12 protein-coding genes are annotated in these 12,266 nt (G+C 68.0%); 5 read left to right on the top strand and 7 right to left on the bottom strand.

Annotation, left to right across the window (positions count from 1 at the left end; translation table 11 throughout):
* Window positions 1–29: 29 nt before the first annotated feature.
* Window positions 30–332 (top strand): hypothetical protein, encoded by a 303-nt coding sequence (locus tag J0J01_RS18000; protein WP_296383029.1) that lies wholly within the window; start codon window positions 30–32, stop codon window positions 330–332.
* Window positions 333–470: 138 nt separating this feature from the next.
* Here the strand turns inward: J0J01_RS18000 and J0J01_RS17995 are convergent, their stop codons facing one another.
* The 3 genes from J0J01_RS17995 to J0J01_RS17985 all read right to left on the bottom strand — a co-directional run bounded on the left by J0J01_RS17995 (window position 471) and on the right by J0J01_RS17985 (window position 2,534).
* A complete protein-coding gene (locus J0J01_RS17995; protein ID WP_296383027.1) occupies window positions 471–641 on the bottom strand; it encodes a hypothetical protein in 171 nt (56 codons plus the stop codon).
* A 73-nt stretch (window positions 642–714) separates the two neighbouring features.
* Entirely contained in the window at window positions 715–1,587 is an 873-nt protein-coding gene (locus J0J01_RS17990) for an aldose 1-epimerase family protein (protein WP_296383026.1), read from the bottom strand.
* A 5-nt stretch (window positions 1,588–1,592) separates the two neighbouring features.
* A complete protein-coding gene (locus J0J01_RS17985) occupies window positions 1,593–2,534 on the bottom strand; it encodes a tripartite tricarboxylate transporter substrate binding protein (protein WP_296383024.1) in 942 nt (313 codons plus the stop codon).
* A gap of 204 nt (window positions 2,535–2,738) precedes the next feature.
* Here J0J01_RS17985 and J0J01_RS17980 point away from each other — a divergent pair, with 204 nt between their 5' ends.
* Both J0J01_RS17980 and J0J01_RS17975 read left to right on the top strand, forming a co-directional pair.
* Window positions 2,739–3,935: an aminotransferase class V-fold PLP-dependent enzyme gene (locus J0J01_RS17980; RefSeq protein ID WP_296383022.1), complete on the top strand. Its 1,197-nt coding sequence runs from the start codon at window positions 2,739–2,741 to the stop codon at window positions 3,933–3,935.
* Between the two features lie 122 nt (window positions 3,936–4,057).
* Window positions 4,058–4,285, top strand: coding sequence for a hypothetical protein (locus J0J01_RS17975; protein WP_296383020.1), 228 nt, complete (start codon window positions 4,058–4,060; stop codon window positions 4,283–4,285).
* Between the two features lie 170 nt (window positions 4,286–4,455).
* On the opposite strand, the gene J0J01_RS17970 is transcribed toward J0J01_RS17975, so the two are convergent.
* Window positions 4,456–4,710, bottom strand: a complete 255-nt coding sequence (locus J0J01_RS17970; RefSeq protein WP_296383018.1) for a hypothetical protein — start codon at window positions 4,708–4,710, stop codon at window positions 4,456–4,458.
* Window positions 4,711–4,796: 86 nt separating this feature from the next.
* Entirely contained in the window at window positions 4,797–6,011 is a 1,215-nt protein-coding gene (locus J0J01_RS17965; protein ID WP_296383016.1) for a tetratricopeptide repeat protein, read from the bottom strand.
* Window positions 6,012–6,148: 137 nt separating this feature from the next.
* Here J0J01_RS17965 and J0J01_RS17960 point away from each other — a divergent pair, with 137 nt between their 5' ends.
* Window positions 6,149–6,937, top strand: a complete 789-nt coding sequence (locus J0J01_RS17960; protein WP_296383014.1) for an RMD1 family protein — start codon at window positions 6,149–6,151, stop codon at window positions 6,935–6,937.
* 10 nt (window positions 6,938–6,947) lie between these two features.
* Here the strand turns inward: J0J01_RS17960 and J0J01_RS17955 are convergent, their stop codons facing one another.
* A complete protein-coding gene (locus J0J01_RS17955) occupies window positions 6,948–9,707 on the bottom strand; it encodes a ribonuclease E/G (RefSeq protein ID WP_296383012.1) in 2,760 nt (919 codons plus the stop codon).
* A 343-nt stretch (window positions 9,708–10,050) separates the two neighbouring features.
* On the opposite strand from J0J01_RS17955, the gene J0J01_RS17950 reads away from it, so the two are divergent.
* Window positions 10,051–10,821, top strand: a complete 771-nt coding sequence (locus J0J01_RS17950) for an N-acetylmuramoyl-L-alanine amidase (protein ID WP_296383011.1) — start codon at window positions 10,051–10,053, stop codon at window positions 10,819–10,821.
* On the opposite strand, the gene J0J01_RS17945 is transcribed toward J0J01_RS17950, so the two are convergent.
* Entirely contained in the window at window positions 10,822–12,261 is a 1,440-nt protein-coding gene (locus J0J01_RS17945) for a M20 family metallopeptidase (protein ID WP_296383009.1), read from the bottom strand.
* Window positions 12,262–12,266 lie beyond the last annotated feature (5 nt).

Raw genomic sequence — 12,266 nt, 5'->3', positions numbered from 1 at the left:
GCCTACATTGGGCGGACAGGAGGTGAACCATGACGCGTTCACTGCATCTGATGGCGATCGGCCTGCTCGCGCTGCCGCTCGCCGCTCCCGCCCAGACATGGGCCCAGGCTCCATCGCTCAACGCCGATCGCGACTATTGCCACCGGCTCGGCGCGATCTACGAGCACTATCTCGGCAAGTCCTATGCCTCGCCCTACAACGACTACCGGCGCGGGCCATTGTCGGCGCAGGTCGCGGTCACGCAGTGCGACGGCGGCGACGTTGGCCAGGCGATCGCGATCCTGGAAGATCAGCTCAAGCGGAACAAATTCACCCTGCCGCCACGCGGCTAGAGCGATTTCCGGGCAGATGGAACCGCTCGCGGTTCCATCTGCCCGGAAATGCGCGCACGGGGGTTGTTGTTGCAGCAGGCATATTCCGTTCGGCTGATTCCAGCCGAACGGAATATGCTCTAGCGATCGGGTAAGGAATCAGGCGCAGCTCTCTTCCGGCTGCCGCTGCTCGCGGCGCAGGTAGCGGTCGACCGACTGCAGCATGCGCATGACGGCCTCGTCGACGGCGGGATCCTCGTCGAGCGGCTGGCGCCATTCGGCCAACTGCCGGCCGAGCGCAAGGGGTAACGGAGTGGTCTGCTGCCGCATGATGCCGTAGCAACACCAGGTTGCCCCTGTCAGTTGCGTGGCGAAGCGTGACTTTTCGGTGCCCGAATTGTGGCTAGGCAACCGTGACGGAAATTTCGAAACGCCGCGTCTCTCCGGCGACCAGACTGACGATTCCGGGCTTTTCGGCCAGTTCGCCATCGAAGCCGACCGGACTGGCGAAGCCCTGCCAAGGCTCGAGGCAGACATAGCGCGCCCCCGGCTTGGTCCAGATTCCGAGATGCGGCATCTCCGGAAAGTCGAGCCGCAGCGACGGCCCGGAGGGACCGCCGTAGGTCAGGCTGCGGCTTTGCAAGCGGTCCCAGATCAACGCGTTGCGCTTGAAGAGCGAGTCGGCCAGGGTGAGGCGATTGCCCGTCACCGGCGAGGGCACGGTCGGTCCCAGCAGGTTGTTGTCGAGACCGCGCAGCGGCGCAGGCTCGGGCTTCTCGAAGCGGACCTCGTACTGCTCGCGCGGCACATCCGGCTGCAGTGGCCAGCGGAACGCCGGATGAAAGCCGAACGAAACCGGCATCGGGCCGTCGCCTTCGTTGGCGACCGTCGCGGTCATCGTCAACCGATTGCCGTCGATGGCGTAGGCCATGTCCAGCCGGAACGCGAAGGGATAGCGGGCGCGCGTTTCCTCGGTGGGACGCAAGCGCCAGAGGCAGTGCGACGGCTGTGCGTCCGCCAACTCGAACGTCGAAGTGCGCGCGAAGCCGTGGCGCGACAAGGGATAGCGCTTGCCGCCGACGGTGACGCGATCGTCCTTCACCTCACCGACGATCGGGAAGAGCAACGGCGAGCGGCCCGACCACACGGCGGGATCGCCATCCCACAGCAGTTCCACTCCCGAGGTGGTGTGCAGCCGCTGCAGCTCGGCACCGAGGCTCGAGACGCTGGCGCCCAGCGATTTGCTCGCGATCGAAACGAGTTCTTGTTTGGCCATTGCGCTCACTCCGGCTCGATGCCGGCGACCTTCATCATGTCGCGATAGAGCTGGATCTCGGCGACCTGGATCCGGCGCATCTCCTCGGGCGAGCAGGGCGCGATCTCCGAGCCGCCGGCAGCCTGGCGCTCGACATAGGCGGGTTCGGTGATGGTCTTGACGATGGCGTCGCGCAGCCTCGTGAAGACGGGCTGCGGGATGCCCTTGGGGAACAGCACGCCGGTCCAGGTCATCAGCTCGAAGTCGGGAATGCCCTGCTCGATCAGGGTCGGGATCTCGGGCGTGAGCGTGTAGCGCGTGCGATGGCCGACACCGAGGCAGCGCACGGTGCCCGCCTTGACCTGCGGCAGGCCGGTCACCGGATCGGTGAAGCACATCTGCACGTGGCCGCTGATCGTGTCCTGCAGCGCGAGCGGCGTGCTCTTGTACGGCACGTGCACCATGTCGATGCCGGCCTTGGCCTTGAGCAGCTCGCCCGAGATGCGGGTCGAGGAGCTGCCCGAGCCGAAGTTGATCTTGCCCGGCTGGCGCTTGGCGAGCGTCACGAGCTCCGCCGCGGTCTGCGCCTCGACCTTGGGATTGATCATCAGGAACACCGGCGCCTTGCCGATGATCGTGACCGGATCGAAGTCCTTCAGCGGGTCGTAGGGCAGCGACTTCATCAGCGCGACGTTCGACGCCGCCGCGGTGTTGGAGCAGACGAAGATCGTGTGACCGTCGGGCTTGCTCTTGGCCGCGAGGTCGGCGGCGATGGCGCCGTTGGCGCCCGGCTTGTTATCGACCACCACCGTGGCGCCGAGCAGCCGGTTCAAGCCGTCGCCGACGGCGCGCGCCGACTGGTCGGTCGCCGACCCCGGCCCGAACGGCACGAGGATGCGGATCGGCCCGCTGGGAAAGGTTTCGGCGCGGACGATTGCGGGCGCCGTCAGCGAACTTGTGGCGGCCATTAGAAAACGTCGGGTGATCATGATCGCAATTGTCGCCGGTAGCGGTGCACGACTCCAGCCGCTAAAGCACATTCCGTTCGGAATGTGCGCTGTGAGACCAGCATCACCCGCGCGCGCATTTCCGAGCAGATGGAACCGCGCGCGGTTCCATCTGCTCGGAAATCGCTCTAGTGTGGCGCGGTTTCGTGAGAGGAAAGAGAACCGATGAGCGTGCGTGCGGGACGTGAGTTCCTGGCGATCCCCGGACCGACCACGGTGCCGGACGAGGTGCTGCGGGCGATGCATCGCCCGGCGGTCGACATCTATGCCGGCCCGCTGCTGGCGCTGACCGACAGCCTGCTGAAGGACGTGGCGCGCGTCTTCGCCACCAAGGGCCGCGCCTACATCTACATCTCCAACGGCCACGGCGCCTGGGAAGCCTCGCTGACCAACGTGCTCAGCAAGGGCGACAAGATCCTCGTGCTCGAATCCGGCCGCTTCGCCATCGGCTGGGGCGAGAGCGCGCGCCGCATGGGCTGCGAGGTCGAGATCCTGAAGGGCGACCTGCGCCGCGCCGTACGGCCGGCCGAGGTCGAGGCCCGTCTCAAGGCGGACCGCAAGTCCAATGGGGGCGGCACCATCAAGGCGGTCCTGGTCGCGCAGATCGACACCGCGTCCGGCGTGGTCAACGACATCGCGGCGATCGGCCAGGCGATTCGCGCCGCCGGCCACGAGGCGCTGCTGATGGTCGACGCGGTGGCGTCGCTCGGCTGCATGCCGTTCGAGATGGACAAGTGGGGCGTCGACGTCGCGATGTCGGGCTCGCAGAAGGGCATGATGACGCCGCCGGGTCTGAGCTTCGTCGCCGCCAACGATCGCGCGCGCGAGGTGCACAAGAAGGCCGGCCTGCGCACGCCCTACTGGGACTGGACCGACCGCGAGGGCGACCTGCACTACCAGAAATATGCCGGCACGCCGCCGGAGCATCTGCTGTTCGCTCTGCGCCAGGCGCTCGACCTGCTGTTCGAGGAAGGGCTCGACAACGTGCATCGCCGCCATTTCCTGCTGGCCGAAGCAGTGCGCCGCGCGGTGGGCGTGTGGAGCGAGGGCCAGGCGATCGGCTTCAACATCAGCGAGCCGGGCGAGCGCTCCGATTCGGTGACTTGCGTGACGGTGAACGGCCACGATCCGGAAGCGATCCGGGCCTATGCCAACAAGAAGTGCGGCGTGATCCTGGGCCACGGCATCGGCGAGCTGTCGGGCAAGGCGTTCCGCATCGCGCACATGGGCCACGTCAACGCGCCGATGATCCTGGGTACGCTCGGCGTGATCGAGACCGCCCTGGGCGCACTCGAAATTCCGCATGCCAAAGGCGGAGCACAGGCGGCCATCGACTGGTTGAGCGCCGAGGTCAAAGCCTAGGAACCACAACCGACCCGCGTAAAACTGCACCAGTCTTTCACATCTTGTGCGGTTGCACCATGCGATTCATAGTTCCTCCCAGTCATGCCGGCCTACAAGGCGTGACAACACAGGGAGTGAACATGAACAGGAAGACAATCGTGGCCACGGCGGCAGCCGTGTTCGCGGCCAGCACGTTCGTCGCCGCCTCAGCGTCGGCGCAGGTGCAGTGCCCGGGTGCCAATGCATGCAAGGGCCAGAGCGCCTGCAAGAGCGCGGCCAATGCCTGCAAGGGTCAGAATGCCTGCAAGGGCAAGGGCTTCACGGAGACGAAGACGAGTCTCGAGTGCACGGTCATCAAGTCCCGTTAGGACTTGCATGAGAGAAGGCGGGCACTGCAGCTCCCCTGTGTGCCCGCCTTCTTTTTGCCTTCGCCCTTATTTCACGTTGACGTTGACGCCGAGCAGCTTCCACTCGCCGTCCGATGGAATGAATTTCAGATCGAAGAACAGCCGCTTCGGCTCGGTCGGGAAGAAGCCTTTCACCACGAGCTTGCCGTCGCCATCGACCGCCGGCGCGGGATCGTAGGTCGCGGGAACGACGCGATGACGTCGTAGTCGATGTTCTTCTTGGCGAACGACTTGAACACCTCCGCCAGCTGCTCGGGCGAATATTGCTGCCGGAACGGCTTGGACAGCTTGGCGTGGAAGACGGTGAAGTTGCCGGTCACGATCGCGTCGTTGAGCGTGAGCAGGCAGCTCTTCACCAGCGCCTCCAGCGCGCGCGGGCTCGGCACCTTGTTCTGCGCCGCGGCGGCGAGCGGCAGGACGAGGGCGATCAGCAGCGCGAGCAGGCAGGCGGACCAGCGGCATGCCGCTTGGTTTAGCGGCTCCTGCTGCGCCGGAAAAGCATCGTGATGTTGCGCCGCCGGTTCTCGAAGCCCTCGGCGAAGCGGCACGAGGCGGTCTGGTGGAACAGCATGCCATGGAACAGCAGCCCGCGGTTCTCGGCATAGGCGAACGACGTCTGCCGCGCGCCGAGCTGGCTGAGATGCACACGGATGCGGGTGCTGTCGGCGTTATAGTCGTTGAAGCTCCAGTCGGTTGGCGCCGCGACGTTCCACATCTCCAGGCCGCCGCTGCCCGGTGCCAGGTTGGCCTGGTCGGGCGTGATCCAGAAATTCAGGCTGATGTCGGATTGATCGGCATGGATGTCGGTGCCCGGCCGCTGGTGCTGGCAGACGAACGACCACCAGTAGGTGAGGTGATGTTCGCCCAGGAGTTCGGGCAGCGCGGCCTTGAGCTCGGCCGCGAGCTGCAGCAGCAGCGGGCTGACGAACCCCGATTCGGGATAGGCACCGAGATAGCCGCGGCGGTAGGAGCGCCGCCACACCGTCGATTCGAGGCAGAAGCGCTGCAGCTGCGCCAGCGCGGCGGACGACAGGAGGTCGTCGATGCAGGCCACGCCGCCGCCGTCGCGGAAGGTCTGGGCCACCGCCGCGCCGTCATTGCGCAGGCCGAGCACGCGTGCCGGCGGCGGCTCGTTGCGCCGCATGCGCGGCGGCTCGGCCAGCGCGCGGCCTCCGGCACCGTCGAGCTTGACCCGCGGCGTCACGGTTCCGGCCGTGTCGAGGATCTGGTTGAAGCGCCGGCGCATCTGCTCCCGCTCGGCGGCAGACATCGGCAGCAGGGTGCCGGCCGACAGGCCGTGCAGCCGCTCGAGATAGTCGAGCTGTTCGAGATTGTGCAGGGCGAGATGGACCGGCGTGCCGGCCGCATCTTCCGCGGTTGGTGACGAAAGCTCGACGACGGCGCTGAAGTCGTCGAGAGCCGCCGAGCGCTCGTCGAGCGCCGCGCGGATGCGCGCCAGCAGCGCGCGCGCCTCGACATGGCCGGGCGCCGCCTCGACGACCTTCAGGACATGCTGCTTGGCATCGGCGAGATGGCCCAGCTGCAGATCGACGGCGGCGAGTGCGAGCAGGATCGGCGGGGACGGCCGGTCGACGGCGAGCCGCGCGAGGGCGGCCGCTGCCTCGCCGTAGCGGCCGAACGCGATGCTCTTTTGAACACTACTGGGTACGGGCGATTCGGTACGCATGTGACGTCATGCCTGTATGCGACGATGCCCTTGATGACAGCGCGCAGACCCGATGTCGAGTAATGTTGATGGCTGGCCGTCGGGCGACGCTCGCGTTTTCGTGTGCTCTGCCTGAGAACATGTCAGAGTGCAGTGCCATGACGGACGGCCGAATCCAGCTGCGCGCGGTCCTGCTCGGGCTGCGCATCGACACCAGGAGCCTCGACCATCCCGACACGATGGCGCTGTCGCCGCTCACCCTGCGCGTGGGCGCGCGCGGGACGGCGTTCGTCTTCCGCTATGGCGTCGCGGTGTTCTGCGACGTCTCGCCGGAAGAGGAGCGATCGGTGATCGATTCGCTGCGGCCGAACACGATCGAGCCGCTGGACCCGCCGGAGATCGATGCGGTCGGCGCGATCGTGCGGCCGGAGGAGGAGGACCGGCTCGATCCGGGCGGCACGATCCTCCTGAAGGACGGCGCGATCGAGCGGCTGCAGATCGTCGCCGACGTGCTGTCGAAGAGCCTGGTGCTGGCGCATCACGAGGCGCAGCTCGCGACCACCTTCGATCGCATCGATCGGCTGGCGATCCAGGTCAAGCGGCGCGGGCAGGGCGGCCGTCGCATGCGCGAGTTGGTCCGCCAGATCGGCGACGTGCTCTTGATCCAGCATCGCATGGTCGGAAGGGTGGCGGCGGGCGACAAGCCCGACCTCTTGTGGGACCGGCCCGACCTCGAGCGTCTCTACGATCGCCTCGCCGCCGAATACGAGCTGCCCGAGCGCGGCGAGGCGGTCGACCGCAAGCTCACCCTGGTCAGCGAGACCACGCGCACGGTGCTCGAGCTGATGCAGAACCAGCGCAGCACCCGGCTCGAGTGGTACATCATCGGCCTGATCGCGATCGAGATCGCGCTATCGATCTACGAGCTGTTCTTCCGCGCGCATTGAGCGCGGCGCGTCAGCGCCGCCACCAGCCGCGCTTGGGCTTCTCCGGCGGCGCGTCGGCCGAGATGGTGGGGATCACCACGGCCGGCGGCGGAGGCGGTTCGGGCTGCGCCTGGATCGGTTCCGGCACCGGCTGAGGCGCCCGCGCGACCACCGGTTCGGGCGGCGGCGCGATCGACGGCGGCGGAGGCGGCGAGGCCGCCTCGGTGTTCATCGCCGCATGCGGCTGGAACGGCGGCTGCTCGACAGGCTGGCCGTCCAACGGCGCAGCAGGATGACGGTCCAGCGGCGCGTCCGGCGCGGCCTGACCCTCCTCGGCACGGTCCCAGCCGTTGCCGTTACGCTCGGCAGGCTCGCCGTCGCCGTCCTCGCGGCCACGGCGGCGACGGCCACCGCGACGGCCGCGCCGGCGGCGGCGGTCGCCCTGCTCACCGTCAACGTCGCCTTCGCCTCGGGCTTCGGCCGGCGCCCCTTCGCCTTCATTGTTGCCCATCGGTTCGCTGTCGCTCTCCGGCGGCTCGTCGGCTGGCGGCGCGTCGTGGCCGTTCTCGGCGGCGGCGTAGGGACGATCCTCGCCCTCGGCCGAGCGCTCCTCACCACGGTCCTCGCCGTCGCGACGGCCGCGCCGGCGACGGCGGCGGCGGCGGCGGCCGCGGCCGTCGCGATCGCCGTCCTCGTCGCCCGCGGCGCGCTCGCGCTCGCCATCGGCTTCGCCTTCACCGTCTTCCGCCTCGGCTTCCGGGGCGGGCTCGCCCTCGACCGCGTCATAGGTCGCGCGCGCGAGCTCCTGCGGCGCACGGTCGTCGCGGCGCTGGCGCACGCGCTCGATCTCGCAGTCGGCGGCGTGCAGCTCGTCGTCGGCCTCGATGGTGACGTGGAAGGCGTAGCGCTGCTCGATCTCGGAGAGCGCATGGCGCTTCTGGTTGAGCAGGTAGAGCGCCACGTTGGGCGGCACGCTGACCACGATCTCGCTGGAGCGGCGGCGCACGCCTTCCTCCTCGATCGCGCGCAGCGCATGCAGCGCCGCCGATTCGATCGAGCGCACGCGGCCGGTGCCGGCGCAGTGCGGGCAGATCTCGGTAGAGTGCTCGAGCAGGCTGGGGCGCAGCCGCTGGCGCGACATCTCCATCAGGCCGAAGGCGCTGATGCGGCCGATCTGGATGCGGGCGCGGTCGTTGCGCATCGCGTCCTTCACCTTGTGCTCGACCTGGCGCTGGTGGCGATGCTCCTCCATGTCGATGAAGTCGATCACGATCAGGCCGGCGAGATCTCGCAGGCGCACCTGGCGGGCGACCTCCTCGGCCGCCTCGATGTTGGTGCGCAGCGCCGTCTCCTCGATGTTGCGCTCCTTGGTCGAGCGGCCGGAGTTGACGTCGATAGCGACCAGCGCCTCGGTCGGGTTGATGACGATGTAGCCGCCCGAGCGAAGCTGCACGGTCGGGTGGTGCATGGCGTCGAACTGGCTTTCCACCTGGTAGCGGTGGAAGAGGGGGATCGGCTCCTTGTAGAGCTGCACCTTCTCGGCTTGGTGCGGGATCAGTTGGCGCATGAACTCGCTGGCCACCTGGTAGCCCGCCTCGCCCTCGACCAGCACCTGGGCGATGTCGGTGTCGAACACGTCGCGCAGTGAGCGCTTCACGAGGTCGCCTTCCTCGTAGATCAGCGCCGGCGCCGTCGAGCGCATGGTGAGCTCGCGGATCGAGTTCCACAGCCGGATCAGGTATTCGTAGTCGCGCTTGATATCGAGATTGGAGCGCTCGAGGCCGGCGGTGCGCAGGATCACCCCCATGCCCTGCGGCACCTCGAGCTCGGCCAGGATCTCCTTCATCCGCTTGCGGTCGTTGGGATTGGAGATCTTGCGGGAGATGCCGCCGCCGCGGCCGGCATTGGGCATCAGCACGCAGTAGCGGCCGGCCAGCGACAGATAAGTGGTGAGCGCCGCGCCCTTGTTGCCGCGCTCTTCCTTGACGACCTGCACCAGCAGGATCTGCCGGCGCTTGATGACCTCTTGAATCTTGTACTGACGGGTCGGCTGGCGCCGGCGGCGCTCGCGCTTCTCCCGCTCTTCGCCCGCGATGTCCTCGCCGCCCAGAGTCTCGAGCGGCTCGGCCACCGGCTCGACGGCTTCGCTGGCCGCCGAGGGCTCCGACGACTCGGTCGCAGGCGCCGATTCGGCCTCGGCCGTTGCCGGCTCGGCAGTCGGCGCTTCCGACGCGCTTTCGATCACCGTCGGCTCGGCCGGGCCGGCCAGGCTCTCGACGGGGATGGCGGCCGGCTGGGCCTGCGCCTCCTGTACGGGCGATTCGGACTCGCCGATCGGATCGACCGGGGCAGACGGTTCCGCGGGCGCAGCCTCGGCGACTTCGGTCACCGGCTCCGCGGCCGCGGCTTCGTCCTGGGCGTCGGCGTCGGGCTGCTCCGGCTGATCGTCCGGCTGCTCCCGCTCGTAGGTGGTCCGCTCGGGGCGCTCGTCGGCTTCTTCCGCCTGCGCCCGCTGCTCGGCGAGGAGCCGCTCGCGGTCGGCGACCGGGATCTGGAAATAATCGGGATGGATTTCGGAGAAGGCCAGGAAGCCGTGGCGGTTGCCGCCGTACTCGACGAAGGCCGCCTGCAGCGACGGCTCGATGCGGATGACCTTGGCGAGGAAGATGTTGCCCTTCAGCGGACGGCGAGACGCGGTTTCGAAATCGAATTCGGTGAGCTTGGTTCCATCGACCACGACCACCCGGGTCTCTTCGGGGTGGCTGGCGTCGATCAGCATACGGCGGGCCATGGGCACGCTCCTCGAGACGTTGGGGACCAAACGATCCGGCGCGAGCGACCGGCGGGCCTTGCCGCCTCTCTAGAGCGAGGGGGACGGTGCGTTTCGACCCGCCGAACGGCCAACTCTCGGCCAAGACGGGGAAGCCTTCGCATCGCCGGGCCGGATGTCCGGCCCTGCCAACCTCGAGGTTCCTGATGAGCCGCCCGCCAGAGCGCGGACCCCCGAAGGGGCGCTGCCGACGCGGGCGACTGCTCGCGGCCGCAACATACGGTGTTCGGCGAAAACCGACAAACCAAAAGATTGAAGTCTGAGGAAATTGCGGTAACTCACTGAAAATGCTACAAAAGACAAAATGAATCGTCGCTCCCTCTTAGTTGCACCCCTGATCTTGGCGGCGCCAAGTGTTTGGGCGGCACCGGTCAAGAAGCCGGTGCCGAAGCCCAAATTGATCGCGCTCGACCCTGGCCATGGGGGGCGCGATCCGGGTGCGTTGGGCTACCGTGGGACCCAGGAAAAGGGCGTGGTGATCTCGGTTGCGCGCGACCTCGCGCGGGAGCTGCAGGCGCACGGCCGGTATCGGGTGATGCTGACAAGATCGTCGGACACCTATGTGCCCCTGCGCGAGCGGGTGGCTCGGGCGACCGACGCCAAGGCCGACCTCTTCCTCTCGATCCACGCCGATGCTCACCCCGACAACGACGTGCGCGGGGCCTCGGTCTATACACTGTCAGAAGAGGCCTCGGACCGCGAGGCGGCGGCGCTAGCGGCGCGCGAGAACCGCGATGACAGCTCGGTCGCGCCGTCGAGCGTGGTGGCCCGCACCCTGGTGGCTATGGCCCAGCGCGGCACGGTCAACGATTCCTGCCGCTTCGCCGACACCATCGTCGGCACCTTCGGCAAGTCCGGCATCCTTCTGCTGCCGCGCAGCCATCGCAAGGCGGGGTTCGCGGTGCTGACGTCGCCGGACATCCCGGCGGCGCTGGTCGAGCTCGGCTTCCTCAGCAATCCGCGCGACGAGAAGATCCTGACCGTGCGCCAGCACCAGATGGCCCTGGCGCGGGCGCTGCGCGCCTCGATCGACAGCCACCTCGCGCCGAAGTCGTCGCCGACCCGGAAGGCCTGATCAACCCTTCCGGGCGTGATGGGCGACGATCATCCGCGCCACCGCCGCGGTGACCCGCTTGCCGGTCGGGATGTGAAGGAACTCGTTGGGCCCGTGGGCGTTGGAGTGCGGTCCCAGCACGCCGGTGATGACGAACTGCGTATCCGGAAACTTCTCGCCCAGCATGCCCATGAAGGGGATCGAGCCGCCTTCGCCCATATAGGAAGCGGGTTTGCCGAAGGCTTCCTCGGAGGCCTGGGTCACCGCCTTCTCCAGCCACGGCGCGAGCTGCGGCGCGTGCCAGCCGGACTGGCCGTCCTTGCCGTCGAACGACACGATCGCGCCGTTGGGCGTGTCGGTCTCGAGCGCCTTCTTCATCGCCGCCGTCGCGGCCTTGGCGTCGAGCGTCGGCGGCAGGCGGAGGCTGAGCTTCGCGGTCGAGTAGGGCAGCAGCACGTTGCCGGCATTCTCCGGCGCCGGATAGCCGTCCATGCCGATCACCGCGAGCTGCGGCCGCCAGGTGCGGTTCAGCACCAGCTCGGCCTTCTCGTCGGCCATCGGTTTCGTCCCGCCGGCGAACGGATAGCGGTCGATCACCGTGTCGCCCAGCACCTGGGCTGCCTGCTTGGCCTGCTCGATGCGCTGCGGCGGGATCTGGACGTAGAGATCCTGCAGCTTGACCGCGCCGCTGGTCTCGTCCTCGATGCGCGAGATCAACTGGCGCAGCAGCCGGAAGGACGAGGGCACGATGCCGGACGCGTCGCCGGAATGGACGCCCTCGGTCAGGACACGCACCGTGAGCGAGCCCGAGGCGATGCCGCGCAGCGACGTGGTGAGCCACAACCGGTCCCAGTCGCCGCAACCCGAATCAAGGCAGACCACCAGCGACGGCTGGCCGATCTTGTCCTTCAGATGGTCGACGTAGTAGGGCAGGTCGTAGCTGCCCGATTCCTCGCAGGCCTCGATGACGACCACGCAGCGGGCGCGCGCGATCTTCTGCTCCTCGAGCGCCAGCAGCGCACAGAGGCTCGCATAGATCGCGTAGCCGTCGTCGGCGCCGCCCCGACCGTAGAGCTTGTCGTCCTTGCGCACCGGGATCCACGGGCCCATGCCCTCGGCCCAGCCGGTGAACTCGGGCTGCTTGTCGAGATGGCCGTAGAGCAGCACGGTGTCGTCAGCGCCGCGGGAGACCGCGGCGTTCTCTCCCGGGATATCCATCAGGATCAGCGGCGTGCGGCCGGGCAGACGCACCACCTCGAGCGTGGCGCCGGGGAAGGCGCCGAGCTGCCGGCGCGCCCAGGCTTCCATCAACTTGACGGCGTCATCCATGTAGCCGTGCTCGGCCCACTGCGGGTCGAAGGACGGCGACTTGTTCGGGATGCGGATGTACTCGGTGATCGAGGGGAGGATGGAGTCTTCCCAGAAGGTGTCGACAAATTGCTTGAGGCGTGCGGTGTCCATGGCCA

The organism is Reyranella sp. (assembly GCF_017305915.1).
In the GTDB taxonomy this organism is placed as follows: Bacteria; Pseudomonadota; Alphaproteobacteria; order Reyranellales; family Reyranellaceae; genus Reyranella.
Note: the sequence above shows the minus strand (reverse complement) of the source record. Positions and strands in the feature narration are given on the sequence as shown.

Excerpts from the sequence above, each read along its gene's own strand:
- J0J01_RS18000 (WP_296383029.1), top strand. The coding sequence starts at position 30 with ATGACGCGTTCACTGCATCTGATGGCGATCGGCCTGCTCGCGCTGCCG.
- J0J01_RS17995 (WP_296383027.1), bottom strand. The coding sequence starts at position 641 with ATGCGGCAGCAGACCACTCCGTTACCCCTTGCGCTCGGCCGGCAGTTG.
- J0J01_RS17990 (WP_296383026.1), bottom strand. The coding sequence starts at position 1,587 with ATGGCCAAACAAGAACTCGTTTCGATCGCGAGCAAATCGCTGGGCGCC.
- J0J01_RS17985 (WP_296383024.1), bottom strand. The coding sequence starts at position 2,534 with ATGGCCGCCACAAGTTCGCTGACGGCGCCCGCAATCGTCCGCGCCGAA.
- J0J01_RS17980 (WP_296383022.1), top strand. The coding sequence starts at position 2,739 with ATGAGCGTGCGTGCGGGACGTGAGTTCCTGGCGATCCCCGGACCGACC.
- J0J01_RS17975 (WP_296383020.1), top strand. The coding sequence starts at position 4,058 with ATGAACAGGAAGACAATCGTGGCCACGGCGGCAGCCGTGTTCGCGGCC.
- J0J01_RS17965 (WP_296383016.1), bottom strand. The coding sequence starts at position 6,011 with ATGCGTACCGAATCGCCCGTACCCAGTAGTGTTCAAAAGAGCATCGCG.
- J0J01_RS17960 (WP_296383014.1), top strand. The coding sequence starts at position 6,149 with ATGACGGACGGCCGAATCCAGCTGCGCGCGGTCCTGCTCGGGCTGCGC.
- J0J01_RS17955 (WP_296383012.1), bottom strand. The coding sequence starts at position 9,707 with ATGGCCCGCCGTATGCTGATCGACGCCAGCCACCCCGAAGAGACCCGG.
- J0J01_RS17950 (WP_296383011.1), top strand. The coding sequence starts at position 10,051 with ATGAATCGTCGCTCCCTCTTAGTTGCACCCCTGATCTTGGCGGCGCCA.
- J0J01_RS17945 (WP_296383009.1), bottom strand. The coding sequence starts at position 12,261 with ATGGACACCGCACGCCTCAAGCAATTTGTCGACACCTTCTGGGAAGAC.